Source organism: Puia sp. P3 (assembly GCF_050632245.1).
Taxonomy (GTDB): domain Bacteria; phylum Bacteroidota; class Bacteroidia; order Chitinophagales; family Chitinophagaceae; genus Puia.
In genome coordinates this window covers 3,240,863-3,264,206 of record NZ_CP192583.1, presented here as the reverse complement: position 1 = coordinate 3,264,206, position 23,344 = coordinate 3,240,863, and the positions used below count along the sequence as shown (strand labels likewise).

Sequence of the window (23,344 nt, the reverse complement as noted above, 5' to 3'; positions counted from 1 at the left end):
GGGTGGACGGGTTGATCAGAAGACCCTGCTTTTTTGGAGGCGGATCTCGCCAAGGTCTTTGTCAAAGCCGGGCTGGATGTCGCCGGAGTTGAACTGGACGTTTCTGAAGGGGGAAATGGCTTCCACGGAGACCTGCCAGTGACCGGGGTTGATCGAGCGCAGGAAGTATTCTCCGTTGATATTCGTCATTTCGATGGAATCTTTGCCCTGGATGGCCCAGACCCTGTCGGCGCCGTTGGATGGATACATCCGGACATGGAAGGAGGAGGTTTGCAGCAGTCTGACTGCATGAATACTGGACACTCCCATGATGACCAAACATAATTGCACCATTGCGTTTCTCATACCGTTTCCAATTTTTTTCAATCCAATTAAGAATTAAAATGCACTTATAGGGCAAACGACGGCTAGTTGTTTTGCTACAGGCGTTTAATTTTTTGGATTTTACGGGAGGCCAGGGATTAGGTAGTTTTCAACTACTGTGCCAAACGGAAAAAATGGGAAAAATTCTGCTTTATCCTTTTGTTAATGAGTTCTTTAGATTCCAGAGTATGAGAGCCCGAGGTCTTTGGAGCTGATCGTGGTTATCTTGTATTGGACCCGGATGCCGCGCGAGCTTTTGGGTGCTTCCTGCATGAGGGCGGATCCCGCACCTATCCCGCGGAAGTAGAGATTTTCTGTTTTGTAGATCTTCTTGTTGGCCTGGATATACTGAATTTCGACCACGACGAGGTCCAGCGGATAGGCGCTGCGGTTACTAACGGTAACCTGCAGACCGTTGATGCCGCCGAATGTACCAACGGTATATCCGTTTGCGCTTGCGGACACCTGGCTGGCGATGGCTGCGCGGGTGTTGGCTGCCTGGTCGGCGTTGTCGGCGCGGTCGTCTGCGTCGGTTCTGCGCGCGGCTTCCCGGTGAGGAATGACGGGGCTTGCGGAGGAATCTTTCGCTGCGGCAGCGGTTGCTATGGCAGGTCTGATTGCTTTTTCTTTGGTCCTGGCTGTACGTACGATAGGTGTAGCGGAGGGCTTTTCAGCTGCGACGGTTGGTTTGACCTCTGCCGCAAGGGGCTTGTCGGTTTTCGTTTGTTCTGTTGTGATAGCGGCTGTTGCGGGTTGCGGGTCGATGACTGCGGGAGATGTCTCGTGCTGAACGACGGGAGCCGGGGGCTGCTGGGCCGTATGTATGGGCTGCGCGTTCGCTGAATGTGCGTTGGAGGCGATCTTTTGCCGGAAGCCGAGCGTGTCCCTGTTGATGGAGAGCCCTATAAAAATACCTGCTGCCAGGACGGCCAGGACTGTCAAAGCGACGACGAGGGGCTTGGCCAGGCGACCAGAACGGCGTTTTTGGAGGCGGGGCAGGAACTCCTCAATGGATATGTCTTCATGGGACGGCTGTGCATAATTATTCTCGGCGAAGTATACGGGATTTGTTGCCGGGACGGGTGTTGGTGCCGGTTCGGGCCGGAACGAACGATCGTCGACGTAGGTCGGCATTACCGGGGGTGCCGTGAAGGGAGACGGTTCAATGGTCTCACGGGCTGGGGTAGCGGTTTCGCGGATTACAGCGGGCCCGGGCGTTTCGCGGGTCTCGCGGGCCGGGATGGGCGAGGATGTTTCGCGGGCGGCGGCGGGGTTGACCGGAGTCTTCGCCGCGGGCATAGTGACGTATATGATCCTTTTTCCGGGGACCGTGGATGGTTCACCGCTGAAGACCGATGTCGAAGGAGTTGTGGCGGGCTCGGCTATCAATTTGGCGGGTTCTGACGCAACTGCCGAAGAATTGGCATTTCCTTTGACAGGAGATGATGTCTTTTTGTAAAAACGGTCAAAGGGTTGTTCCTCTACGGCCGGGGCAAATGCGCTGAGCTCTTCGATTTCGCAGGGGTATCGCCATGCCGCGCTTTTGCCTTCGATCCAGACCAGATCATAGGCTTTTAAACCCATTGTCTTAAGGTCCTCAAGGGAATAAGGGCCAGTTTCCTTGTTATTACGTAATAGCAAATACATAAATGATCCGTGTATACGATTTTGTTCAAATGGTACAGAGTAATTGCGTGTCGTGAGCAAACCGGACTCTGTCCGGTTAGTGGACAGCAAATTTTTCACCAGATATCGTTAGGAGTAAGTTATACTTGTATACTTACAAGGGTGGGCTTTCAAGGGAAGAAGACGTAACAAATTTACTATTTCTCTTATTAATATTGTAATGGATTGGAATCTTTTTGGCGAGATTTGTTAATACCCTCAATCTTACCGAACTTGTCAGCCCAACAATATATCTTTCATTTTCAAACAGAAAAATCAACGAAATGGATGCTGCTATACAGGAAAAAGTGGATTCATGGTTAAAAGGGAATTATGACCAGGCGACGAAGGATGAAATTGCCCGGTTGCAGAAAGATAACCCTAATGAATTGATAGAGAGCTTTTACCGGAATCTGGAATTTGGTACCGGGGGGCTTAGGGGCATCATGGGAGTGGGTACTAACCGGATGAACAAGTATACGGTGGGAATGGCCACCCAGGGATTCGCCAACTATATGAAGGCTTCTTTTCCCGGTCAGGAAATCCGGGTCGCTATTGCACACGACAGCCGCAACAACAGCCGCTTCTTCGCGGAAACCACCGCTAACGTATTTGCGGCCAATGGAATAAAAGTTTTTCTGTTTCAGTCGCTCCGGCCTACTCCGGAGCTCAGCTTTGCCATCCGCAACCTGCGTTGTCAGGGCGGGGTGGTCTGTACGGCCTCTCATAACCCCAAGGAATACAATGGTTATAAAGCCTACTGGGACGATGGGGGGCAGCTGGTTCCGCCGCACGACAAGAACGTCATCGGGGAGGTCGAAAAGGTCGCCGGCGTGGACGCGGTCAAATGGGGTGGAGGCGAGTCCAATATCACCATGATCGGAGCCGCCATGGACGAAGCCTATATCGCCATGGTGAGGAGTCTTTCCGTCTATCCGGAAGTCATCGAAAAGCAGCATAACCTGCGGATCGTCTATACGCCCATTCACGGCACGGGGATCAAGCTGGTTCCCGAAGTCCTCCAGCGTTTTGGTTTTACCAACGTACACGTCGTAGACGAACAGGCTACTCCCGACGGGAATTTCCCGACTGTCGTTTACCCCAATCCGGAAGAGAGCGAGGCGATGAGCATCGGTCTGAGGAAGGCGCAGCAAATAGACGCGGATATATTGCTCGGTACGGACCCCGACGCCGACCGGGTGGGCATCGGCGTAAAGGACAAGAAGGGCAGCTGGGTGCTGATGAATGGTAACCAGACGGCTGTACTGGCGTTTAACTATATGATCGAAGCGCGGAAGGCCAAGGGCGTAGCCGGGCCGTCGGATATGGTAGTCAAGACCATCGTAACGACCGAGCTGATCGACGAGATCGCCCGCCGCAGCGGAATAAATTGTTACAACGTTCTGACCGGCTTCAAATACATCGCCGAACTGATCAAGGAGAAGGAAGGGACAGAGAACTACGTTATCGGCGGTGAGGAAAGCTATGGGCTGATGATCGGCAGCCAGATCAGGGATAAGGACGCGGTCAGCGCCGTGGCCCTGCTTTGCGAAATGGCGGCCTATGAGAAGGACAAGGGACGCAGCCTGTACGAGAAGATGATCGACCTCTACGTCGAGTATGGATTTTATAAGGAATCTCTCATTTCCATCACGAAGAAGGGGATGAACGGACAGAAGGAGATCGCCGATATGATGAGCGCCTACCGGAGCCAGCCTCCGGCTACGATCAACGGCTCTCCGGTGGTTCAGCTGCTCGACTACGAACTGCGCACGGGCAGGAACCTGCAGACGGGCGAGTCCCGCCGATTAGCCTGCCCAAGTCGAACGTGTTGCAGTTCATCCCGGCTGATGGCAGCAAGATCTCGGCGCGTCCATCCGGCACCGAGCCGAAGATCAAGTTCTACTTCAGCGTACATACGAAGCTGGCCTCGGCCGTGGAGTTCGACGCGAAGAATGCGGAGCTCGCGGGGAGGATCGAAGGAATTATAAAGGATATGAAATTAAAATAAGAAAAAATGACCCCCCGGTCTAAAAGCAGGGGGTCATTTTTTTCAAAATGTCCGGCAAAGGAACTTTGCCGGGAGGGCCGCTGGAGCGGCCTTTATTTATTAAGGATTATACTTTTCGACGAACCAGCCATTCCCGTTCTGGTTGTTTCCCAGCGCCCACAGGCGTCCGTTGCGGGTGGCAAAATTGATCACCTCATCGCCGGTGCGCAGCGAACAGACCGAAGTCCAGTTCTGCCCTCCATCGACGGTCATATAGATCTTCTCATTCCAGGCGGCGTATCCCGTCGAGTTATCAGTGAATAGGATAGCCGTTGCCTTTTGCTGCAGCAGCGACCAGTTCCTGCTGCCGGTATATTTCAGGATATCGTTGTTGCCGTCGATGGCGAATCCGAGCGCATTGGTGAGCAGCTGGACCTGGAAGATGCCGGTGGCGGAAGCTGGCGGTCGTCGGCAGGAGGTATTCTTCGTAGGTGCCGTTAGTTTTTACGGCGACCAGCGGCCGCTGCGCGACCGGGTAGACCGTGGAGTCGTTGCCTACTCCGGTGATCAGCAGATTGTTACCGTCTACAGCGGAGAGCGACTGCCACTGCAGATAATTTATTTTCCATTTGCTCTGGTAGTCCAGTGTGAACTCGGACGTGGCATCGAAGCTGGTACCGGAAATGCTGTAGATGGTTCCCTGACCGCTGGCAATGAGACCGGTGGTGGGAGAGGTCATATACTGTCCGATGATCACATTGTTCAGGCCTGCGGGCAGGCGATGGTTGGTCCAGTGAATTCCCTCCGTCGCGGGTGTTGTTGACGAAGCCTATGTCGCCGCTCCATACGTTGGCAGTATCCAGCACGGACAGACAGAGCGCGTTGCCATAATTGGTCGCCTGGGTAGAGGCCCAGCTGAACCCTCCGTCCCTGGTCTTCAGGAGGTGGTCTTTGTAGTGCAGATAGCCGATGGTATCGTTGGCAAAGGCGAGCGAGATGTTGGTCGTCGGGACCCCGATGTAATTTAGGACGCCGGAGCCGCGGTAGGCGTCGAACCAGCCTTTCGGTTCTGGGCAGAGGGACGGTCAGGCCATAGGATTTGCTAAAGCCTGTGTTTGTATTGATCGCGACGTTCAGTTGCAGTGTGCGGCTTCCATAATAGTGCAGCCGGGCAGCCGAAGGCAGGATCACGGCGATAACGGTGTCCCTGGCAGCGGTCGATGGTGAGGGTGAACGTGTCCAGCTGAATATGGACGACGGACGCGCTGGAGCCAAAGCTCTTCCCGCGAAGGAACAGCGTATCTCCCGCGTGCAGGTTCTGGGAGGACAGCGAAGTGACGACGGTAGTGGGATTGGGCGCCGGGGGCGTTTCATTTTTCTTGCAGGCGACGAGCAGTAAAAGGATGGCGAATGCTGCAGCAGCGGGCAGGCGCCACCGGTGGACGGGGGACAAGATCAACATAGTCAGTTTTTAAGGAGTATAGATTTAAAATCAGGCCCAAAGAAAATAGAAAACTGCCGCCGAAACAATAGGGGAAACACCTAGCTGGCAGAAAATAAAAGCCGTCCCGGCGTGATCGGAACGGCTTTGTATAAACGATTTTTATTATAGCTCTATGCGGAGCAGGTCACGCATCCTTCCTGCATGGTGCAGGTTGCTCCGATGACGTCCTCGCCGGCTTCGGCCTGTGCGACCTGGACGGCGCTGGGGTTGACCAGCGGCTCGATCATTTTGCCGCCACTGGCGCTCGACCGTGAACTGTACGGCCTGTGAAGCGGCCTGGGTGCGCAGGTAGTACATACCCGTCTTGAGGCCTTTTTCCAGGCGTGGAAGTGCATGGAGGTCAGCTTGCCGGCGGAAGGAGTGTCGACGAAGAGGTTCAGCGACTGCGACTGACAGATGTAGGCGCCGCGGTCTGCAGCCATGTCGATGATATTCCGTTGCTTGATCTCCCAGACGGTCTTGTAGATCTCTTTTATGTTGGCGGGAATCTCGTCGATGGCCTGGATGGAGCCGTTGTGGAAGATGATCTTGTTCTTCATGTCGTCGTTCCACAGATTGAGGTCGACCGAGGTCTTTCAGCAGGTGCTTGTTGACCACGACGAATTCGCCGCTGAGTACTCTTCTGACATAGATATTCGACGTATAGGGCTCGAAACACTCGTTGTTGCCGAGGATCTGCGAAGTAGAGGCCGTTGGCATCGGGGCAACGAGGAGGGAGTTGCGAATGCCGTGCCTGACTACTTCGTCCTTGAGGCGGTACCAGTCCCAGCGGAGGGTAGGTTCGACGCCCCAGAGGTCGAACTGGAATTCTCCTTTGCTGGCCGGTGAGCCGGCGAAGGTCGCGTAGGCGCCATCGATTTTGGCGAGGTCTTTCGACGCGGTCATGGCGGCGAAATAGATCGTCTCGAATATTTCCTTGTTGAGTTGTTTGGCGGCTTCGCTCTCGAAGGGCAGGCGCAGCAGGATAAATGCGTCGGCGAGGCCCTGGACGCCGAGACCGATCGGGCGGTGGCGGGTGTTCGAGTTGCGTGCCTCTTCTACCGGGTAGTAGTTGTGGTCGATGATCTTGTTGAGGTTCTTCGTCACCTCATAGGTGATATCGTATAGTCTCCTGGTGGTCGAACTGTCCGTTGATGACAAAACGGGGCAGGGCCAGGGAAGCGAGGTTACAGACCGCTACTTCGTCGGTGGAAGTATATTCGATGATCTCGGTGCAGAGGTTGGAACTCTTGATAGTACCCAGATTCTGCTGGTTGCTCTTGCGGTTGGCGGCGTCTTTATAGAGCAGGTAGGGGTTGCCGGTCTCGATCTGTGCGTCGAGGATGGCGAACCAGAGGTCCTGCGCTTTTACGGTGCGGCGGGCGCGGCCTTCCTTCTCGTATTGTGCGTAGAGCGCTTCGAAATCGGCGCCCCAGGTCTCGTGGAGACCGGGTGCTTCGTGTGGGCAGAAAAGGCTCCAGTTGCCGCCTTGTTCAACGCGCTGCATGAAGAGGTCGGGGATCCAGAGGGCGTAGAAGAGGTCGCGTGCGCGGAGCTCGTCCTTCCCGTGGTTCTTGCGCAGGTCGAGGAATTCGAATACGTCGGCGTGCCAGTGGTTCGAGGTAGATGGCAAATGCGCCTTTGCGCTTGCCGCCGCCCTGGTCTACGTAGCGGGCTGTGTCGTTGAAGACGCGCAGCATGGGGATGATGCCGTTGCTGGTGCCGTTGGTGCCGCCGATATACGAGCCGGTTGCGCGGATATTGTGGATGGACAGGCCGATGCCGCCTGCGCTCTGGGAGATCTTCGCGGTCTGTTTGAGCGTGTCGTAGATGCCGTCGATGCTGTCGTCCTTCATGGTGAGGAGGAAGCAGGAGCTCATCTGCGGTTTGGGGGTACCCGCGTTGAAGAGGGTAGGTGTGGCGTGTGTAAACCAGCGCTCGCTCATCAGGTGATAGGTCCTGATCGCGGCGTCGATGTCGTCGTGGTGGATACCGATGGCGACGCGCATATACATGTGCTGGGGTCTTTCGACGACCTTGCCGTCGACCTTGAGCAGGTAGGATTTTTCCAGGGTCTTGAAGCCGAAATAGTCAAAGCCGTAGTCCCGGTCGTAGATGATCGTGGAGTCCAGGAGTTCGGCATTTTTTTGAATGATCTCCCAGATATCGTCGGCCAGGAGGGGGACGAGTTTACCCGTCTTGCTGTCTTTGCATTCGTAGAGGAGCTTCATCGTGTCGGAGAAGCTCTTGATCGTGTTCTTATGGAGATTGCTCACCGCGATGCGGCTGGCGAGCAGGGCATAGTCGGGGTGTTTTACCGTGAGGGATGCCGCTGTTTCGGCGGCGAGGTTGTCCAGCTCGGTAGTGGTAACGCCATCATAGAGGCCTTCGATGACCTTTTTGGCGACGTCGATAGAGTTAACGAAGCGGCGGTCGAGGCCGTAGCTGAGTTTTTCGATACGGGCCGTGATCTTGTCGAACTTCACGGATTCCTGTTTCCCGTTCCTTTTGATGACGAACATATTATATAGATTTAATGGGTGTTGTTTACTATAGGTGTTTACTAGAAGTCTTCTTCGAGGCTAAAGGTTTGGGCGTCCTTGCCGGACATGACGCCGGATTTTTGGTAGTCGCCGACGCGTTTTTCAAAGAAATTCGTCTTGCCCTGGAGGGAGATCATTTCCATGAAGTCGAAGGGATTGGCGACGTTGAAGTGTTTGGGATAGCCGAGTTCCGCCAGCCAGCGGTCGGCTACGAACTCGATATACTGCTGCATCAGCCTGGCGTTCATGCCGATGAGGTCGACGGGCAGGGCTTCGGTGATGAATTCCTTCTCGATGGTTACGGCGTCGGTGATGACGGCCAGCACCTGTTCGTGGGAGAGCTTGTTCTCCAGCATACTGTACAGGAGGCAGGCGAATTCGCAGTGGAGGCCTTCGTCCCTGCTGATGAGTTCGTTGCTGAAGGTCAGCCCCGGCATCAGTCCTCTTTTCTTGAGCCAGAAGATGCTGCAGAAGCTGCCGCTGAAGAAGATGCCTTCGACCGCGGCGAAGGCGACCAGCCGCTCGGCAAAGCTGCCGTTCTCGATCCAGCGGAGTGCCCACTGTGCTTTCTTCTGCACTGCGGGAACGGTATCGATGGCGTGGAAGAGGCGGTGCTTTTCCTGGGGGTCCTTTATGTAGGTGTCGATAAGGAGGGCATATGTTTCGGAGTGGATATTCTCCATCATGATCTGAAAACCGTAAAAGCAGCGCGCTTCGGGCAGTTGTACCTCGCTCATGAAGTTGACGGCCAGGTTTTCGTTGACGATACCGTCGCTGGCGGCAAAAAGGCGAGGACGTGGGAAATAAAATGACGTTCGCCGTCGTTCAATTTCGCCCAGTCCTGAAGGTCGCTGCCCAGGTCGATCTCTTCAGCGGTCCAGAAGCTGGCTTCGTGCTTTTTGTACATTTCCCAGACTTTCGGATAGTTGATGGGAAGGATAACGAATCTATCCTTATTTTCCTTCAATAAAACCTCTGTTCCGCTATCCATGATATATAGATTTCAGATTAAATAATAGTTATTTTGTTCAAGGGGGAATCAAAAATAACATAGCCCCCCGATACGGGAGGCTATTGTTATCCACTGCATGTGCAATACTTATTTGGCGGTTTGGGAAGACCCGAGGGGCGGGTGTTACGGGCTGGTTAGAACCCTGAAACCCTCACCGGCAGGGCCTATTCCAGAACCTTTTCGCTGATCTTCCCGGTGGTCTTGTTTTTCAGGATGACCTTTTTGGCGCCGTAGTGTGTCATTTCTTCTTTGACGAGGTAGTTCTCCCCGTCGTATTCCGTGAGATGGCTGTCTTTGCTGACGCCTGTTCTCCCGCGCCAGATATCGAGCTGGACGGGCTCCCAGAGCCTTGTTTTCGCGCTGCGGTAGGCCGCGTCGATGACGGCGTTGACGACGTATCCGTCATAGAAGGTTTCCTTCGGGGCGCGGCCCTGTTCGAGCGAGTTGAAGACGTCGGTGAACATATGGTTGTAGCCCAGTGTCATTGACCTCGTCTCCGACGGGGAAAAGCCAGCCTGTATTGCTCTCCGCCTTTTCCGCGACATAGTCTGCGCCCTTGCCGGTGGTGAACATTTCCAGACCGGTGCGCAGGAAATTGTTGATCCAGATGGTGCCTTCGGTGCCCATCACCTCGTCGCGGAGGTCCATGCCGCCGCGGAAGGTCCAGCTGACCTCGAACTGGCCGATGGCGCCGTTCTCGTATTTCACCAGACCGATGGCGTGGTCTTCGGCGTCGATGGGCTTCACCTGTGTATCGGCCCAGCACATCACTTCTACGGGGCGGATATCCTTTCCGATGAAGCTGCGGGCGATCTCGATGCAGTGGCATCCCGGGTCGAGGATACAGCCGCCTCCGGCCTGTTCGATGTCCCAGAACCATTCGCTGTGGGGGCCGGGGTGGGTCTCGCGGGATTTGGCCCAGAGGATCCGTCCGAGGGCGCCGTTCTTCACGCTGTCGTGGGCTTTCAGGAACTTGGGCGTATATACGAGGTCTTCGAGATAGCTGTTGAAGATGCCGGCGTCCTCGACGGCTTCGAGCATGCGGCGGGCCTCGGTGGCGTTGCGGCCGAGGGGCTTGGTGGTCATGACGGCCTTTTTATGCTTGCAGCAAAGGAGAACGGCGATCTCGTGCAGGTTGTTGGGCAGGGAGATACATACGAGGTCCACTTCCGGGTGGGCGATGGACTCTTCCATTTCCGTTGTCCAGTGTTTGCAAGTGGTAGTCGCGGGCGAATTTTTCCGCGCTTTCCTTCCTTCTGGAATAAATGCTGACGATGGAGTCGCGGCTGCGCTGACCGAGGATCGAGTCCGCGTAAAAACGGCCGATAAATCCGGAACCGAGCATGGCAATCTTTGGCATAAAAAACTATTTATTTTGTTTAAGCATGAGCGATATCCGTCCTGACGGCGCCCTTTTGATTGTCTTTGAAAAATAGGGTGAAGAGAACCAGCACCACTGCGGCGATGCCCGCGGGAACCATCCAGATGGCCTTCCACTGCGGAACATTATTCACCGTATAGAAGTCCTTTACGTAACCGGAGAGCAGCGTGCCGATCCACATGCCGATGCCATAGGTGGCCATCGTGATCATGCCCTGCGCAGAGCTTTGAATGTTGACGCCTGCCTTGCTGTCCGTGTAGATCTGGCCCGTGACGAAGAAGAAGTCAAAGCACACGCCGTGCAGGATGATGCCGGCAAAAAGCATCCACTCGTTTGGGCCCATATTTCCGTAGCCAAAACAGAGGAAGCGGAGCACCCAGGCGATCATGCCGACGGCGATCATCCATTTTACGCCGATGGTTCTGAACAGGACGGGGATCAGGAGAATAAACAAGGCTTCGGAGAACTGACCAAAGGTCATATTGCTGGTTGCGTTCTGCATCCCTGCGTCAACGAGGTAAAGGTTGGTCATGCTGTAATAGAAGGACAGCGGGATACAGATCAGAATGGATGCGATAAAGAAGACGGTAAAGCTTTTGTCTTTGAAGAGGACAAAAGCGTCGGCGCCGAGTATCTGGGCGAAGGTCGATTTTTCGCCTTTTGCCTTGGGGGGAGTATTGGGAAGAAAAAAGCTGAGTATGCCAAGCGCCGCGCTGGCGACGGCCGCCATTTTAAAAGTGAATGCCAGTTGGTCGGGGGTGAGGTTGAAGACCTTGTCGATGAGCCAGCCGGCGACGATCCAGCCGATGGTGCCGAGAAAGCGGACGGAGGCGAACTGTTTGCCCGGATCGGACATCTGCCGGAAGGCGACTGTATTGACCAGTGCAAGCGTCGGGGCGTAGGCCAGCGAATAGACGAGGATGATCCAGTAAAAAGTATTGGGATTGGACAGTGTTGTTGCTTCGTACAGCAGGGCCGCGCCGATCAGGTGGAGTACGCCAAGAACTTTCTGCGCGGGGAAGAACCGGTCGGCGATCATTCCGACAAAGAAGGGAGAAATGATCGTGGCAATGGCCATGGCGCTGTACGCTGCACCGATCTGTACACCGGTTGCGTGTAACACCTTATCCAGATAGGTAGCCATGGTCACATACCAGGCCCCCAGATAAAGAACTCAAGAAAGAATAGCGCAGACAGCTGAACCCTCGTAGTTGTTTTCATGTTCGATTTAGTTATATTTCGGCCGGCGGAACCCCGGCCCGTCCGTAAAACGCGACAATTTAAGTTTTCGCGGCGGGCTAAAGAAAAAAAGTGAGAGAAGGATATTTAGCAATCAACTATCTTACACCCGTTTATGAGAAGTACAGACGATAGTTATTTGCACAAAGGTCTGCGGAGACAACTGGTGGAGGTCATCCGGCAGAAGGGCATTACGGATGAACGGGTGCTGGACGCGATCCTCCATATCCCAAGGCATTTTTTTATGGACTCTGCATTCGACAAGATCGCTTATGAGGATCGCGCATTCCCCATCGGAGAGGGGCAGACCATCTCACAACCCTATACCGTGGCCTACCAGAGCCAGCTGCTGGAAATAAAGCCTTTCGAGAAGCTGCTGGAGATCGGTACGGGCAGCGCCTATCAGGCTGTCGTGCTGGCGGAGATGGGTGCGCAGGTCTACACCATCGAGCGGCAGAAGAAGCTTTTCGACAGCAACAAACAGTTTGCCTATCTGAAAAAATATCCCGGTCTGAAATTATTTTACGGGGATGGCTATGAAGGGCTGCCTACCTACGGGCCTTTCGATAAGATCATCGTGACCGCCGCCGCCCCTTTTATCCCGCCCAAACTGGTGCAGCAGTTGAAACCCGGAGGAAAGATGGTGATCCCGGTGGGAGACGGAAAAGTGCAGCGGATGCTGAGGCTGACAAGACTTGCCGACGGAACGACCAGCGAAGAATGGTTTGACAATTTTTCCTTTGTGCCGATGCTGGGGGAAAGAACGGCTAGAGGAAGTCGACGATCATCTGCATACTCTCCGGATCCTTGTAGATCTTACGGTGTCCCAGACCTTTGGTAAAGACAAAACGGATATTATGGTGTCCGTCCTGCCGGACGAGGTCGGCCTCTGAGGCGGGAGTAACGCGATCTTCTTCATCCTGCAGATAGAGGATGCCGGCGTGTATGTGGTGCAGCGCCCTTCGAAGGGAATACCAGTGCAAAGGGGTGACCGCTGATCTCCTGAACATAGTCGTCGATGGCGGTGGTGACTTCGGGGGCCAGGCGTAAGAGTTTCGAGAACGCGGCCACGGCGGTGGTCGTTTCTACTGCCGGAGCGACGAGTACGAGCCGGGTATCGGTGTGGTGGGGGCTGTTCTCCAGGAGAAGGGCCAGGGCGAGGCCGCCAAGGGAATGCCCGAGGTAGGAGTCAAAAGGTCCGAATTCCTGTTCGACCATCCGGAGCATCTGGATGTATCCGGGCAGGGTGGTGCGCCGGCCGCCGGAGCGTCCGTGGGCGGGGGCGTCAAAGGCCAGGACCTCGTACCCTTTTTTCAGCAGCGGGGCGATATAGCCTTCGAAGTTGCGGGAGGCGGATTCCCAGCCGTGTGCGATCAGGATCCTTTTTCCGGCAGACCGGCGGGCAGCCAGCGATGGCCGCGGATATTGTGCTTGTCGGTGCGAAAAGAGAGTCGCTCTCCTCCTTCAAACAGGGCAGAGCCTTTTTTGGTGACGCGCTGCTGGGGGTGCAAAAAAACGGAAGGCCTTGACGGCAGCTTTGCGGGGACTGACGAGGGAGAGTATATTTAGTCTGGCGCGAATATAGCGGAGCGCCAGTTTCTGATTGATCTTTAGTGAACCCATAATATATAAAGATAGTAATGAAAGTTGTCATTATCGGATCGGGGAATGTGGCCACCGTCATGGGTGGCCGAGCTACAGGGGCCGGGCACCGGATCGTGCAGGTGGTGGCGCGGCGGGAAGAGGCCGCGGCGCGGCTGGCGGCGGAATGGAATTGCGCATATACGACGCAGTGGGGAAAGACCGACGCGGAGGCGGATATTTATATCGTGTCGGTCAGCGACAGGGCGCTGGAAGGTCTGGAGCTGCGGCTTCCCGGTCGGCTGGTTGTGCATACGGCGGGGGCTGTGGCGGGTAGCGTACTGCGGTCGGTGACGGAGCGGTGGGGGGTGCTGTATCCCTTGCAGAGTCTGCGGAGCGAGATAAGGCCTTACCCGGAGTTCCCGCTGCTGATCACGGCGGGACGGGGGAGGACCTTTCCATTATCGGGGATTTCGCCCGTACGATCAGCCCGCGGGTGCAGGAGGCGGATGACGCGACGCGGCTGAAGCTGCACGTGGCTGCGACGTCGGTCAACAATTTCACGAACTGGTTGTATACTCAGGCTGAGCTGTTCTGCAATAAAGAGCAGCTGGACTTCTCGCTGCTGTATCCGCTGATCGCGGAAACTTCCCAACGATTGCTGCGCTATTCCCCGGGGACGTCCAGACGGGCCCTGCGATAAGGGGTGACCAGGGGACGATCCGCCGGCACCTCGAGATATTAAATAATTATAAGGATCTGAGCGAATTATATAGGTTATTTAGTATTCAGATCGAGCGGTTTTACCGGGGGAGGAAAAAGGCGGCGGCGCTGGAAGCGGTTCTTAAAAATTATTATTTTTACGACATGAGCGTACTAGAGAAATTCAAATCGATCAGGACATTTGTTTTCGACGTGGATGGGGTGATGACGGATGGGGACGTGATTTTATATGAAACGGGAGAACAGGTACGCCGGATGAATACCAGGGATGGCTATTCCCTTCAGCTGGCCGTGAAGAAGGGATACCGGGTGGTGGTGATCTCGGGTGGGAGCTCCGAGGGAGTGCGCCAGCGGCTGTTGTATCTGGGGATCCGCGATATCTATCTGCAGGTGCACGACAAGGTAAAGGTACTGGAAGAGTATGCGAAGGAACACGCTCTGGATGAGAGGGACATGCTCTATATGGGAGACGACATCCCCGATCTGCTGGCGATGCGGCACGTGGGTCTTGCCTGTGCGCCGGCGGATGCGGCGCCGGAGATCAGGCATATCGCGGCGTATATCTCGTCTTTTAACGGCGGGCAGGGTTGCGTGAGGGACGTCATAGAAAAAGTTTTAAAGCTGAATGGTCACTGGGACTTCGATTCGTCCGTGGCCTCAAAATAGATCCTGTATGCTGCAATTGCCCGGGGCTTTTTTTCGCCTTGTCCGATGGCCCAACCTGGTATTTATTTTTCTCACGCAGACCTTATTTTATTTCAGGGTATTACAACCCTGCTTCGCAACCCGTTATGTAGGCCATTCTCACTGGCAGCTGACACCGTTGCTGTTTTATCTGCTGGCGGCCTCTTCTGTGCTGATAGCCGCTGCCGGGTATATCATCAACGACTATTTCGACCTCAATATCGACCGGGTAAATAAGCCGGACAAACTGGTAGTAGATAAGATCATCAAACGCCGGTGGACCATCATCTGGCATTGGATATTGTCGGGGCTCGGTGTACTACTGGGGTTTTATGTGAGCTGGAAACTGAGAAACCCGATCGTCGGCCTCGGCAATATGGGCTGCGTGATCCTGCTATGGTTCTACAGCACAACATTCAAGCGCCGACTGCTTATAGGAAATGTGATTATTTCTCTTCTGACGGCCTGGGTCGTCCTGGTTCTTTATGTTTGTGAGTTTCGTGTAACGACCGACCCGGAAGCTTCGCGGGATTCTCACCAGTCTTTTCAAATACGCCATCGTCTATAGCGGATTTGCTTTCATCATTTCGTTGGTGCGGGAAGTGGTCAAGGATATTGAAGATATGGATGGCGACGCGCGGTATGGCTGCAGGACGATGCCGATCGTTTGGGGGTGAATGTTGCGAAGGTCTTCGCCGCCACCTGGCTGGCGGTGCTTACAGGTGCGGTTATTGTCATCCAGTTCTACGCGCTGCAATTACTGCTGCTGCTTGGGGTCGCCTATTGCTTCTTTCTGCTGGATCTGCCACTGATCTGGACCTTACGAAGACTATATAAGGCTCAGACAAAAGCCGACTATCACCGGCTAAGCGGCGTGATCAAAGGGATCATGCTGATTGGAATATTGTCCCTGGTTATTATTTAAATGAACAAACTATCAATGAGTCAACCGATCGTGCTGGCGTCGGGGTCGCCGAGACGCAAACAATTACTGGAATGGGCGGAGGTTTCTTTTGAAGTCCTGGTGAGGGAGACGGCGGAGAGTTTTCCTCCGGGGATGGATGTCGCCGAAGTGCCGGTGCATATAGCGCGCAACAAGGCGCTTGCTGTTAGTGGGCTGGTGGATGCGGGGCGCGTGATACTCGCGGCGGACACGGTGGTGGTGCTGGGGGAGGAGATCATCGGAAAGCCGAGGGACAGGGAGGATGCGGTGAAGATCCTTTCCAAATTATCCGGACAGCGGCACGAGGTGATAACGGGTGTGGTAATGATCCGGGGTGAGGAGGAGGTCGCGTTTTATGATCGGACTTCGGTGTGGTTCCATGAGATGGGACGGGAGGAGTTGGAGCGGTATGTGGATCGCTACCGGCCTTATGACAAGGCGGGGGCGTATGCGATACAGGAGTGGATCGGGGTGGTGGGAATAAAAGGGATCGAGGGGGATTTTTATAATGTGATGGGGTTGCCTGTGAGTAGGGTGGTGCGCGCGCTGCGGGGAATGGGGGTGTGAACCGTGTGGTTCACGAGAAAGGTTGAGGCGGTGAACCGAGTGGTTCACGGGTTGTACGAGTGGTTCACGCGGGGGACAAATTTCCTGTCAGGGAGTCTTCCTTTTTGGTAACTTCCGTTCAAAGGAGGGCGGGAGTATGCGTGAAGACCTGTTACAATTCATCTGGCGTTATTCTTATTTTAATCAATCATCACTTTTTACTGAGGCCGGCGAGGAGTTGTCGGTGGTATTTCCCGGTGTGCTGAACACCGGTGCGGGGCCTGATTTCCGCCATGCGCGCATCAGGATCGGCGGGGTATTGCAGGAAGGTCCGGTGGAAGTACATATCAGGGCTTCCGACTGGGACAGGCACGGGCATTCCGGAGACGACAACTATCGGGGTGTGATCCTGCACGTGGTCTGGGAGGCTGATGGAGGTCCGGCAAACATTCCGGTGTTCGTGCTTCAGGAGAGGGTGCCGAAATTGCTGCTGGCGCAGTACGAGGGCTGGATGCGCAGCCAGTTGTTCGTCCCCTGTGCGACCAGAGCTGCCGGAGGTGAACGAAGCGGTCTGGCTGGTCTGGAAGGACAGGCTGCTGCAGCAGCGGCTGAGGCAGCGGATGCTGGTCGTGCGGAGCCTGCTGGAGCAAAACCGCCAGCACTGGGAGGGAGACGACCTGGTGGATGGTAGCCCGGAGCCTGGGGCTTCCTGCCAATGGGGCTCTTTTTGAGGCCGTGGCCCGCAGCGTACCGTTTCGGGTGATGGCGCGGCATCGACGGGAGCCGGAGGTGGTGAAGGCCTTGTTGCTGGGGCAGGCGGGGTTGCTGGGGGAGGAGCGGGAATATCGCTGGCTTCGGGCGAAATATGGTCTCGTGGCGCCAGGGGGCGACCTGCAGCGGGCGGGGATGCGGCCGGCGCACCGTCCTGGTGCGAGACTGGCGCAACTGGCTGAGTTGTTTGTAGCGGGAGAAGGCATGTTCGCGCGGGTGCGGGAGGCGGAGGACGCGCGGGAACTGATGGATTCGGTCTGTGCCGCGGGGTTGGGGGCGGACGCGAAGAGAGGCATACTGGTCAATGCCTTTGTGCCGGTATTGTTTGCCTATGGCTGGCTGCGGAGCGAGCCGGCGCTGATGGAAAAGGCCCTGCGCTGGCTGAGGGAAGAGGGGGTGGAGAGGAATGGCGCCATTACAAAATGGCAGCGACTGGGAGTAGCTGTGACGAGCGCGGCAGACACACAGTCGCTGCTGGAGCTTAAGAAACACTATTGTGATGCCCGGCGCTGTCTCGAATGCGCCGTCGGCCGATCGTTATTGGGGCGTTAATACCGGCCAGTTGAATTCGATCTTCACTTCCATATCGGGATGGATGCTCTGCATGACGGGGCAGGTGTGGGCGGTACGTTCGAGGATCGTCCGGGCCTTTTCGTCTACCCGCAGGGTCCCGGGAAAATCGAATACGATGTCGACGCCCGCGATACGACGGGGATCGGGTTTCATGATCTTCTGTACGGACATTTTCATACCCCTGAGGTCGACCTGCAGGTCGCGGGATTTGATCCCCATGGTCGTAGCCATACAGGCGGCGAGGGCGGTAGCTACCAGGTCGGTGGGTGAAAAACGCTCTCCTTTCCCCTGGTTATCTGTGGGGGCGTCTGTTTCAATTTCTGTCCCGGATTGGAGGTGTCTGGCAACCGATCGTAAATCTCCTTCGTAAATAACTGTGGACGTCATTGTGCTGTAATTTTCCCCTAAATTTACGCCAGTTAATACTAAATCATTATCAGTGAGCAAACTTTTCCTGACGCTAGTCGCTTCAACCCTGGTATTTCATGTTTTTGGCCAGGATTCTACCAGCGTCATCCGGGCGCGGTCACAGGACAAGAAAAACGCCAGAAAGCAGCGAATCAACAATATGCTGAGGATGGAAGAGGAGGGGGATCTTATTTTCAATAAACATAATATTTTCGGTATACGTCTGGCTACGGACGGGTATGGGATCAATTTCGAAAAAGGAAAGTTCAGGACGCCTTCGCGCACTTTTATCTATTCCTTCGAGCTCAACGAGAAGCACGACCCGAAGGAGCATCATATTTCGGCTACTTCCGACGGTATCAATGTTTCTACCGTCGTCCCGTTCAAGATCAATAATCTGTATGAGTTCAAGATAGCGGTCGGCCAGCAGCACCTCATCGGAGGCAAGGGCAACAAGAACGGCGTTGCCGTCACGGCCCTGTATCAGGGCGGTCTGACGCTGGGCCTGCTCAAACCTTATTATCTGGACGTCTCGAACCGGGTTACGGGACAGACCACGAGGAAGACGTTCGAACAGCTGGCTACCGACACGCTGGCGGACGACCAGATAACCGGCGCTTCCGGCTTTACCGTGGGCTGGGGCAATCTGAAATACAAACCGGCGGTGAACGCCAAACAGGCGCTGCGGTTCGACTATGGCCGCCTCAATCAGACCGTCACCGCCATAGAAGTAGGCCTGACTGAAGAGTTTTACTTCAGCAAAATACCGATCGCCTATCTGATCCCCCAAAAGCAGTTTTTCTTTAATGCGTACGTGCAGATCATGTTTGGCAGTCGCAAGTAGGGATTTTGTACATTTGTTGAATGGAAGAATTATCGAAAGGCACACCCTGCTCGGCACCGGCTGCAGAAAGCAAGGCCCATACGGGTCTGGAAATAGCGACCCACGCGGTCGCAGAAGCGACGCATAGAGTCCAGAAACCCAACTGGTTACGCGTTAAACTACCCATCGGCGAGAACTACAAGCACGTCCGCGGACTGGTAGATACCCATAAATTACACACCATTTGCGAGAGCGGCAACTGTCCCAATATGGGCGAGTGCTGGGGAGAAGGTACTGCCACCTTTATGATCCTCGGTAATGTCTGTACCCGCAGCTGTGGTTTTTGCGCCGTAGCCACCGGCCGTCCCGACCCTGTGGACTGGGACGAACCGCAGCGCGTGGCCGAAGCGATCCACCTCATGAAGGTCAAGCATGCCGTGATCACCTCTGTGGACCGCGACGAGCTGAAGGACGGCGGAAGCATCATCTGGCAGAATACCATTCGTGCCGTCAAGGCGCTCAATCCGGGAACGACGCTTGAGACGCTGATACCGGATTTCAAGGCGGAGAAGGAAAATATCGCCCGCGTCATCGAAGCTGCCCCCGAAGTCGTATCGCACAATATTGAAACGGTGGAACGCCTCACCAGGCAGGTCCGCATCCAGGCCAAATACTGGCGCAGCATGGAAACGCTGAAGGTGTTGAAAGAAGGCGGAATGAGGACGAAGAGCGGTATCATGCTCGGTCTCGGCGAATCTAAAGAAGAGGTCGTCCAGACCATGCAGGACCTCCGCAACAGCGGCGTCGACGTGATTACGCTGGGGCAATACCTCCAGCCTACCAAAAAACATCTGCCGGTGCTCCGGTTCGTCCATCCCGACGAGTTTGCAGAGCTGCGGGAGATCGGCTATCAGCTGGGCTTTGACTATGTCGAGAGCGGTCCGCTGGTGAGGTCTTCCTATCACTCCGAGCGGCACGTCATTCCCGGGTATGGACGCACGGAGTGGCTGAAGAGCAAACAGCATGCATAAGCCGATCATTCTGTTGTTGTTGCTGACGTCTATGACCGGCAGGGCGCAGCTGCGCTGGACAAAGGCAGATTCGGCCTACGGGCCGATGCCGGCTTCGATGCACGTGTATTCTGCCGTCGATACATTTCATGGTTTTCCTTTTACAGGGTATTATGCTTCTGTCCGTCTCAAGGACAGGAAGCTGCTCTTTACGGCCGGCACGGGGCAGGGCAAACGGTTTACGCCTTCGCAGTACTATCAGCTCGAGCAGCAGCCCCTGCTGGTGGTCAACTGTACCTATTTTTCGTTTACGACCAACCAAAACCTGAGTGTGGTCGTCCGGGACGGCAGGATGCTGGCCTATAACGTCAATACGCTGAGGGGCACCGGGCCCGACTCCCTTCTTTATTATTATGTCACGCGCAGCGCGATCGGCATCGACCGCAAACGGCGGGCGGACGTGGCGTGGCTGTTCACGGACAGCACCCGGCGCTGGCCCTATGCCTTTGAGGACCGGCCCATCGTGGCGAAGGGGCAGGATACGACTGCGTCGATCTACTCTCTGAACGATATCGGCTGGAAATGGTGGAAGATGCGGACGGCGGTGGGCGGGGGCCCGGTACTGATCCATGACGGGAAGGTCTTTATCAGCGATAGAGAGGAGCAGTTGTATCCCGGCGAAGGCCGTGAGGGCGAGCACCTTCCGCGGACGGCCATGGGATATACCCGGGACGGGAGGCTGATCGTGCTGGCTGTTGAGGGGCGTAGTTCCGGGGCAGCGGGGATCACTTTACAGGAAGAGGCGGAGATCCTGCATGATCTGGGCTGCTATGAGGCGTTGAATCTGGATGGGGGAGGCAGCAGCTGTCTGCTGATCAACGGGAAAGAGACGATACGTCCGTCGGATGCGGCGGGTCAGCGGCCGATACCTGCGGTATTTCTGGTTAAATGGCAGAAGTAGGAGGGGCGGCCCGGCGGGTGGCCCTTTCCGGCGAGGCAGGCCTGGGATGGCCTAGGCCTTCATATCCCACACCAGTGCACTGGCGCCGAGTATCGCGGCGTCGGATTCCTTCAAATGGCTGATGAGTATCTTCACTTTATTCTGAAATACCTGGATCAGGTTGGCCTCCATAGCTTCGCGGGTCGGCTTGAGGATGAGGTCGCCGGCCTTTGTCAGTCCACCGAAGAGGATGATGGCTTCGGGACTGGAGAACATCACGAAATTGGCCGGGGCAAGGCCGAGGATGCCGCCGGTAAAATCGAAGATCTCCTTGGCGAGTTCGTCGCCCTGGATCGCTGCGTCGTATACGGTCCTCGAGTCGAGTTTCTCTTTGGGAATGCCCCGGAGGAGGCTGGGTTCGTCGTGGCTCTGGAGTTTTTCGAGCGCGGTCAGCATAACACCCGTGGCGGAAGCATAGCTTTCGAGGGAGCCTTTCTTGCCGGTGCCTTCGTGAAGCCGTCCTTCGGGGATGATAATAGTATGTCCGAGCTCGCCTGCAAAACCGTCGTGGCCATAGATCAGCTTGCCGTTGGCGACGATGCCGCTGCCAACGCCGGTGCCCAGGGTGATCATGATAAAATCCTTCATGCCTTTGGCGGCACCGTACATCATTTCGCCGATAGCGGCCGCGTTGGCGTCATTGGTGAGGACGGCGGGCAGCTGAAACCTGTTCTGGATGAGTTTGGCCAGGGTATGATGCCCTTCCAGGGAAGGTTGGGTGCATATTCCACGGTGCCGCTGTAGTAGTTGCCGTTGGGAGCGCCGACGCCGATGCCTCTCATTCTTCCCGGACCGCCGGCCTTTTCGATCAGGGCGCTAAGCTGGTTGAACAATTCATCGATATAGTTCTCTACGGAGCCGTGGCCGCGGGTAGAGAGCGAGCCGGAGAAGAGTACGTTGCCGTTGCGGTCTACAATGCCAAATTTCGTTCCCGTGCCGCCGATGTCGATGCCGATTGCCAGAGATTCAAAGCTGAGAGAAGAGGCCGATTTTGCCATGTGCGCTAGTACTTTTTATGAGCCTTGAGCCCGTTGCGGGGCTACAGGGGGTGCAAAGATAAACAAGAAATCGGACCAGGGGCCCGATTTCCGTATATTAAATGTCATTCTTAGTGTCCTCCGGCTGCCCGCAGTGCGTCGAAGTCGATCCCCTGGGAGATCAGCTCTTTCTTGGCGCGGACGGCGTAGTAAGCCAGGTAGCAGAAACCTGCGACGGGGACGAAATAAGAGTATTGAATGCCCATTAAGTTGTCGCCGGCGAGCCAGCCCTGTAACAGACTGATGAAGCCGCCGCCGCAGATCATCATGATCAGGTAGTTGGAGCCCTCGTTGGTGTGCTTGCCCAGGCCTGCGATGGCGAGGGTGAAGATACAGGGCCAGAGGGTCGAGCAGAACAGACCCACGCTGGTGAAGGCGTATACGCTGACCATGCCGCTGGCGAAGATACCGATCAGCAGCGCCGTGATGGCCATGCAGGAGAAGATCAGCAGCTGACGTGCGGGGTTGCCTTTACTCATGATGTCTCCGACGATCATCGCGATGATGATGAAGGCATAGAGGTAGAAAGGAGTAAGGTCGTGACCTGCGATCTTGTTGACGAGCAGGAAGACGCCGAATGCCAGGTAGGGCATGACGATATTGAGCACTTTTTGGGCGCTTTTGCTGACGCCGAAGGCGCCGACGGAAGCCGTCCAGCGGCCGATCATGAGACTGGCCCAGTACAGGGAAACGTAGGGTGCGATCTGGTCGGTGGGCGTATGCAGTTTCTCACCCATGAACAGCGGCAGGTTGCTGGCTGTGGTCACTTCGACACCGACGTAGACGAAAATGCCCAGCATACCGAGCGCCAGCTGCGGATATTTTAAGGGGCTGCTGCGGTGCAGGAGTTTGCCGGGGGCGCTGGAGTCTTCCGAGCTCATCTGGTCGAGGTCGATCTTGTTGGGCAGGGAAGAGAATTTGAAGATTAGGGCGATGAGGAGGAAGAGTGCTCCCAGTATGAGATATGGACCCTTCACGGCGCTGATGCTTGCTTCTTTAGCCGCACCGCCGGCGGTAGCTGAGCCGAAGATGGCGAAGCTGACCAGCAGGGGGCCGATGGTCGTGCCGAAATTATTGACGCCGCCGGCCATGCTCAGTCGTTGAGCGCCGCTGGCGGGACTGCCCATGATAATGGCGAGGGGATTGGCGGCTGTTTGCTGCAGCGAGTAGCCGAGACCTATGATAAAGAGACCGGTGATCAGGATACCAAATGATGCGGACATGGCTGCGGGATAGAACAGCAGTGCGCCGATGGCGGATATGACCAGCCCCAGGCCGATACCGTTCTTATAGCCGATACGGTTGAGGATATCGCCTCCTGTAGCCTTGGAAATGCCGGTATAGATAATCGACCCAACGGTGTAGGCTACATAAAATGAAAAGGAAATGAACTGAGCCTGCCATTGCTCCAGATGGAGTTTTTCTTTGAAGACGGGGATCAGAATGTCGTTACTTGCTGCTACGAAGCCCCAGAAGAAGAATACAGTTACGAGTGTTCCGAACTGCGACCATTTGGTTTGTTGTTGCATATGCAATCAGAAAGTGGTTAATGCTTGAGTCGAATAAGGG

The 23,344-nt window shown here is 55.5% G+C and carries 30 protein-coding genes and 3 pseudogenes; 13 read left to right on the top strand and 20 right to left on the bottom strand.

Features of this window, described 5'->3' with window-relative positions:
• Positions 1 to 15: 15 nt before the first annotated feature.
• Both ACQ86N_RS19880 and ACQ86N_RS19875 read right to left on the bottom strand, forming a co-directional pair.
• Positions 16 to 345, bottom strand: a complete 330-nt coding sequence (locus tag ACQ86N_RS19880; RefSeq protein ID WP_431216642.1) for a hypothetical protein — start codon at positions 343 to 345, stop codon at positions 16 to 18.
• A gap of 192 nt (positions 346 to 537) precedes the next feature.
• Entirely contained in the window at positions 538 to 1,947 is a 1,410-nt protein-coding gene (locus ACQ86N_RS19875) for a hypothetical protein (protein ID WP_431216641.1), read from the bottom strand.
• 365 nt (positions 1,948 to 2,312) lie between these two features.
• Here ACQ86N_RS19875 and ACQ86N_RS19870 point away from each other — a divergent pair, with 365 nt between their 5' ends.
• Positions 2,313 to 4,019 carry a phospho-sugar mutase gene (locus ACQ86N_RS19870; RefSeq protein WP_431216640.1) on the top strand — a complete coding sequence of 569 codons (1,707 nt, stop codon included), beginning with the start codon at positions 2,313 to 2,315 and terminating at the stop codon, positions 4,017 to 4,019.
• A gap of 119 nt (positions 4,020 to 4,138) precedes the next feature.
• Here the strand turns inward: ACQ86N_RS19870 and ACQ86N_RS19865 are convergent, their stop codons facing one another.
• From ACQ86N_RS19865 to ACQ86N_RS19810, 12 genes and pseudogenes are all read right to left on the bottom strand, one after another.
• The gene (locus tag ACQ86N_RS19865) at positions 4,139 to 4,291 is read right to left on the bottom strand and encodes a hypothetical protein (RefSeq protein ID WP_431216639.1); all 153 of its coding nucleotides are present in this window, start codon (positions 4,289 to 4,291) and stop codon (positions 4,139 to 4,141) included.
• A 40-nt stretch (positions 4,292 to 4,331) separates the two neighbouring features.
• Positions 4,332 to 4,775, bottom strand: a complete 444-nt coding sequence (locus ACQ86N_RS19860; protein ID WP_431216638.1) for a hypothetical protein — start codon at positions 4,773 to 4,775, stop codon at positions 4,332 to 4,334.
• Positions 4,776 to 5,120: 345 nt separating this feature from the next.
• Positions 5,121 to 5,480, bottom strand: a complete 360-nt coding sequence (locus ACQ86N_RS19855; RefSeq protein ID WP_431216637.1) for a hypothetical protein — start codon at positions 5,478 to 5,480, stop codon at positions 5,121 to 5,123.
• Positions 5,481 to 5,632: 152 nt separating this feature from the next.
• A complete protein-coding gene (locus tag ACQ86N_RS19850; protein ID WP_431217503.1) occupies positions 5,633 to 6,061 on the bottom strand; it encodes a hypothetical protein in 429 nt (142 codons plus the stop codon).
• Positions 6,062 to 6,146: 85 nt separating this feature from the next.
• A pseudogene (locus ACQ86N_RS19845) lies at positions 6,147 to 6,608 on the bottom strand (ribonucleoside-diphosphate reductase subunit alpha); the annotation flags it as partial.
• Position 6,609: 1 nt separating this feature from the next.
• Positions 6,610 to 7,083: a hypothetical protein gene (locus ACQ86N_RS19840; RefSeq protein ID WP_431217502.1), complete on the bottom strand. Its 474-nt coding sequence runs from the start codon at positions 7,081 to 7,083 to the stop codon at positions 6,610 to 6,612.
• Positions 6,995 to 8,023, bottom strand: a complete 1,029-nt coding sequence (locus ACQ86N_RS19835; protein WP_431216636.1) for a ribonucleotide reductase N-terminal alpha domain-containing protein — start codon at positions 8,021 to 8,023, stop codon at positions 6,995 to 6,997. Before ACQ86N_RS19835 ends, ACQ86N_RS19840 begins: the two co-directional genes overlap by 89 nt.
• A 41-nt stretch (positions 8,024 to 8,064) precedes the next feature.
• A pseudogene (locus tag ACQ86N_RS19830) lies at positions 8,065 to 8,951 on the bottom strand (ribonucleotide-diphosphate reductase subunit beta).
• A 269-nt stretch (positions 8,952 to 9,220) separates the two neighbouring features.
• Positions 9,221 to 9,520 carry a hypothetical protein gene (locus ACQ86N_RS19825; protein ID WP_431216635.1) on the bottom strand — a complete coding sequence of 100 codons (300 nt, stop codon included), beginning with the start codon at positions 9,518 to 9,520 and terminating at the stop codon, positions 9,221 to 9,223.
• Positions 9,459 to 10,250: a Gfo/Idh/MocA family protein gene (locus ACQ86N_RS19820; RefSeq protein WP_431216634.1), complete on the bottom strand. Its 792-nt coding sequence runs from the start codon at positions 10,248 to 10,250 to the stop codon at positions 9,459 to 9,461. Before ACQ86N_RS19820 ends, ACQ86N_RS19825 begins: the two co-directional genes overlap by 62 nt.
• Positions 10,153 to 10,401 carry a Gfo/Idh/MocA family oxidoreductase gene (locus tag ACQ86N_RS19815; protein ID WP_431217501.1) on the bottom strand — a complete coding sequence of 83 codons (249 nt, stop codon included), beginning with the start codon at positions 10,399 to 10,401 and terminating at the stop codon, positions 10,153 to 10,155. Before ACQ86N_RS19815 ends, ACQ86N_RS19820 begins: the two co-directional genes overlap by 98 nt.
• A 34-nt stretch (positions 10,402 to 10,435) precedes the next feature.
• Complete coding sequence (locus ACQ86N_RS19810; protein WP_431216633.1) at positions 10,436 to 11,581, bottom strand: nucleoside permease; 1,146 nt, start codon at positions 11,579 to 11,581, stop codon at positions 10,436 to 10,438.
• 210 nt (positions 11,582 to 11,791) lie between these two features.
• Here ACQ86N_RS19810 and ACQ86N_RS19805 point away from each other — a divergent pair, with 210 nt between their 5' ends.
• Positions 11,792 to 12,517, top strand: a complete 726-nt coding sequence (locus tag ACQ86N_RS19805; RefSeq protein ID WP_431216632.1) for a protein-L-isoaspartate(D-aspartate) O-methyltransferase — start codon at positions 11,792 to 11,794, stop codon at positions 12,515 to 12,517.
• A gap of 74 nt (positions 12,518 to 12,591) precedes the next feature.
• Here ACQ86N_RS19805 and ACQ86N_RS19800 read toward each other — a convergent pair whose 3' ends face one another.
• Together ACQ86N_RS19800 and ACQ86N_RS19795 are read right to left on the bottom strand one after the other, a co-directional pair.
• Positions 12,592 to 13,005: an alpha/beta fold hydrolase gene (locus ACQ86N_RS19800; RefSeq protein ID WP_431217500.1), complete on the bottom strand. Its 414-nt coding sequence runs from the start codon at positions 13,003 to 13,005 to the stop codon at positions 12,592 to 12,594.
• Positions 13,006 to 13,049: 44 nt separating this feature from the next.
• A complete protein-coding gene (locus ACQ86N_RS19795) occupies positions 13,050 to 13,187 on the bottom strand; it encodes a hypothetical protein (protein WP_431216631.1) in 138 nt (45 codons plus the stop codon).
• A gap of 129 nt (positions 13,188 to 13,316) precedes the next feature.
• Here ACQ86N_RS19795 and ACQ86N_RS19790 point away from each other — a divergent pair, with 129 nt between their 5' ends.
• The 8 genes and pseudogenes from ACQ86N_RS19790 (at position 13,317) to ACQ86N_RS19755 (ending at position 17,476) form a co-directional block, all read left to right on the top strand.
• Positions 13,317 to 13,784 carry an NAD(P)-binding domain-containing protein gene (locus ACQ86N_RS19790; RefSeq protein WP_431216630.1) on the top strand — a complete coding sequence of 156 codons (468 nt, stop codon included), beginning with the start codon at positions 13,317 to 13,319 and terminating at the stop codon, positions 13,782 to 13,784.
• Positions 13,754 to 13,986 (top strand): annotated as a pseudogene (locus ACQ86N_RS19785) (DUF2520 domain-containing protein); the annotation flags it as partial. The gene ACQ86N_RS19790 and the pseudogene ACQ86N_RS19785, both read left to right, overlap by 31 nt.
• A 138-nt stretch (positions 13,987 to 14,124) precedes the next feature.
• On the top strand, positions 14,125 to 14,646 hold the full coding sequence (locus tag ACQ86N_RS19780) for a KdsC family phosphatase (RefSeq protein ID WP_431217499.1): 522 nt from the start codon (positions 14,125 to 14,127) through the stop codon (positions 14,644 to 14,646).
• A 7-nt stretch (positions 14,647 to 14,653) separates the two neighbouring features.
• Positions 14,654 to 15,232 (top strand): UbiA family prenyltransferase, encoded by a 579-nt coding sequence (locus ACQ86N_RS19775; RefSeq protein ID WP_431216629.1) that lies wholly within the window; start codon positions 14,654 to 14,656, stop codon positions 15,230 to 15,232.
• Positions 15,233 to 15,331: 99 nt separating this feature from the next.
• Entirely contained in the window at positions 15,332 to 15,589 is a 258-nt protein-coding gene (locus tag ACQ86N_RS19770) for a hypothetical protein (RefSeq protein ID WP_431216628.1), read from the top strand.
• A 15-nt stretch (positions 15,590 to 15,604) separates the two neighbouring features.
• Entirely contained in the window at positions 15,605 to 16,174 is a 570-nt protein-coding gene (locus ACQ86N_RS19765) for a Maf family protein (protein ID WP_431216627.1), read from the top strand.
• A 136-nt stretch (positions 16,175 to 16,310) separates the two neighbouring features.
• Positions 16,311 to 16,844 carry a DUF2851 family protein gene (locus ACQ86N_RS19760; RefSeq protein ID WP_431216626.1) on the top strand — a complete coding sequence of 178 codons (534 nt, stop codon included), beginning with the start codon at positions 16,311 to 16,313 and terminating at the stop codon, positions 16,842 to 16,844.
• A complete protein-coding gene (locus ACQ86N_RS19755) occupies positions 16,838 to 17,476 on the top strand; it encodes a DUF2851 family protein (RefSeq protein ID WP_431216625.1) in 639 nt (212 codons plus the stop codon). The genes ACQ86N_RS19760 and ACQ86N_RS19755 overlap by 7 nt, the downstream gene beginning before the upstream one ends.
• Here ACQ86N_RS19755 and ACQ86N_RS19750 read toward each other — a convergent pair.
• Positions 17,462 to 17,884: an OsmC family protein gene (locus ACQ86N_RS19750; protein ID WP_431216624.1), complete on the bottom strand. Its 423-nt coding sequence runs from the start codon at positions 17,882 to 17,884 to the stop codon at positions 17,462 to 17,464. The two genes, ACQ86N_RS19755 and ACQ86N_RS19750, sit on opposite strands and share 15 nt — an antisense overlap.
• A 52-nt stretch (positions 17,885 to 17,936) precedes the next feature.
• Here ACQ86N_RS19750 and ACQ86N_RS19745 point away from each other — a divergent pair, with 52 nt between their 5' ends.
• From ACQ86N_RS19745 to ACQ86N_RS19735, 3 genes are read left to right on the top strand one after another with little or no spacing between them, the layout of a single operon-like run.
• Positions 17,937 to 18,749 (top strand): hypothetical protein, encoded by an 813-nt coding sequence (locus tag ACQ86N_RS19745; RefSeq protein ID WP_431216623.1) that lies wholly within the window; start codon positions 17,937 to 17,939, stop codon positions 18,747 to 18,749.
• A 20-nt stretch (positions 18,750 to 18,769) separates the two neighbouring features.
• On the top strand, positions 18,770 to 19,759 hold the full coding sequence (gene lipA, locus ACQ86N_RS19740; protein WP_431216622.1) for a lipoyl synthase: 990 nt from the start codon (positions 18,770 to 18,772) through the stop codon (positions 19,757 to 19,759).
• Positions 19,752 to 20,699, top strand: a complete 948-nt coding sequence (locus ACQ86N_RS19735) for a phosphodiester glycosidase family protein (protein WP_431216621.1) — start codon at positions 19,752 to 19,754, stop codon at positions 20,697 to 20,699. The genes lipA and ACQ86N_RS19735 overlap by 8 nt, the downstream gene beginning before the upstream one ends.
• Positions 20,700 to 20,750: 51 nt before the next feature.
• On the opposite strand, the gene ACQ86N_RS19730 is transcribed toward ACQ86N_RS19735, so the two are convergent.
• The 3 genes from ACQ86N_RS19730 to ACQ86N_RS19720 form a co-directional block, all read right to left on the bottom strand.
• Positions 20,751 to 21,416: an ROK family protein gene (locus tag ACQ86N_RS19730; RefSeq protein WP_431217498.1), complete on the bottom strand. Its 666-nt coding sequence runs from the start codon at positions 21,414 to 21,416 to the stop codon at positions 20,751 to 20,753.
• On the bottom strand, positions 21,347 to 21,736 hold the full coding sequence (locus ACQ86N_RS19725; RefSeq protein ID WP_431216620.1) for a hypothetical protein: 390 nt from the start codon (positions 21,734 to 21,736) through the stop codon (positions 21,347 to 21,349). Before ACQ86N_RS19725 ends, ACQ86N_RS19730 begins: the two co-directional genes overlap by 70 nt.
• A gap of 110 nt (positions 21,737 to 21,846) precedes the next feature.
• The gene (locus ACQ86N_RS19720) at positions 21,847 to 23,304 is read right to left on the bottom strand and encodes an MFS transporter (RefSeq protein ID WP_431216619.1); all 1,458 of its coding nucleotides are present in this window, start codon (positions 23,302 to 23,304) and stop codon (positions 21,847 to 21,849) included.
• Positions 23,305 to 23,344: the final 40 nt, after the last annotated feature.

Bases quoted from the DNA above. Each gene is read 5' to 3' on its own strand.
- ACQ86N_RS19880 (WP_431216642.1), bottom strand. From the start codon at position 345: ATGAGAAACGCAATGGTGCAATTATGTTTGGTCATCATGGGAGTGTCC.
- ACQ86N_RS19875 (WP_431216641.1), bottom strand. From the start codon at position 1,947: ATGGGTTTAAAAGCCTATGATCTGGTCTGGATCGAAGGCAAAAGCGCG.
- ACQ86N_RS19870 (WP_431216640.1), top strand. From the start codon at position 2,313: ATGGATGCTGCTATACAGGAAAAAGTGGATTCATGGTTAAAAGGGAAT.
- ACQ86N_RS19865 (WP_431216639.1), bottom strand. From the start codon at position 4,291: ATGACCGTCGATGGAGGGCAGAACTGGACTTCGGTCTGTTCGCTGCGC.
- ACQ86N_RS19855 (WP_431216637.1), bottom strand. From the start codon at position 5,480: ATGTTGATCTTGTCCCCCGTCCACCGGTGGCGCCTGCCCGCTGCTGCA.
- ACQ86N_RS19850 (WP_431217503.1), bottom strand. From the start codon at position 6,061: ATGAAGAACAAGATCATCTTCCACAACGGCTCCATCCAGGCCATCGAC.
- ACQ86N_RS19835 (WP_431216636.1), bottom strand. From the start codon at position 8,023: ATGTTCGTCATCAAAAGGAACGGGAAACAGGAATCCGTGAAGTTCGAC.
- ACQ86N_RS19825 (WP_431216635.1), bottom strand. From the start codon at position 9,520: ATGTTCACCGACGTCTTCAACTCGCTCGAACAGGGCCGCGCCCCGAAG.
- ACQ86N_RS19820 (WP_431216634.1), bottom strand. From the start codon at position 10,250: ATGGAAGAGTCCATCGCCCACCCGGAAGTGGACCTCGTATGTATCTCC.
- ACQ86N_RS19815 (WP_431217501.1), bottom strand. From the start codon at position 10,401: ATGCTCGGTTCCGGATTTATCGGCCGTTTTTACGCGGACTCGATCCTC.
- ACQ86N_RS19810 (WP_431216633.1), bottom strand. From the start codon at position 11,581: ATGGCTACCTATCTGGATAAGGTGTTACACGCAACCGGTGTACAGATC.
- ACQ86N_RS19805 (WP_431216632.1), top strand. From the start codon at position 11,792: ATGAGAAGTACAGACGATAGTTATTTGCACAAAGGTCTGCGGAGACAA.
- ACQ86N_RS19790 (WP_431216630.1), top strand. From the start codon at position 13,317: ATGAAAGTTGTCATTATCGGATCGGGGAATGTGGCCACCGTCATGGGT.
- ACQ86N_RS19780 (WP_431217499.1), top strand. From the start codon at position 14,125: ATGAGCGTACTAGAGAAATTCAAATCGATCAGGACATTTGTTTTCGAC.
- ACQ86N_RS19775 (WP_431216629.1), top strand. From the start codon at position 14,654: ATGCTGCAATTGCCCGGGGCTTTTTTTCGCCTTGTCCGATGGCCCAAC.
- ACQ86N_RS19765 (WP_431216627.1), top strand. From the start codon at position 15,605: ATGAGTCAACCGATCGTGCTGGCGTCGGGGTCGCCGAGACGCAAACAA.
- ACQ86N_RS19760 (WP_431216626.1), top strand. From the start codon at position 16,311: ATGCGTGAAGACCTGTTACAATTCATCTGGCGTTATTCTTATTTTAAT.
- ACQ86N_RS19755 (WP_431216625.1), top strand. From the start codon at position 16,838: ATGGTAGCCCGGAGCCTGGGGCTTCCTGCCAATGGGGCTCTTTTTGAG.
- ACQ86N_RS19750 (WP_431216624.1), bottom strand. From the start codon at position 17,884: ATGACGTCCACAGTTATTTACGAAGGAGATTTACGATCGGTTGCCAGA.
- lipA (WP_431216622.1), top strand. From the start codon at position 18,770: ATGGAAGAATTATCGAAAGGCACACCCTGCTCGGCACCGGCTGCAGAA.
- ACQ86N_RS19735 (WP_431216621.1), top strand. From the start codon at position 19,752: ATGCATAAGCCGATCATTCTGTTGTTGTTGCTGACGTCTATGACCGGC.
- ACQ86N_RS19725 (WP_431216620.1), bottom strand. From the start codon at position 21,736: ATGGCAAAATCGGCCTCTTCTCTCAGCTTTGAATCTCTGGCAATCGGC.
- ACQ86N_RS19720 (WP_431216619.1), bottom strand. From the start codon at position 23,304: ATGCAACAACAAACCAAATGGTCGCAGTTCGGAACACTCGTAACTGTA.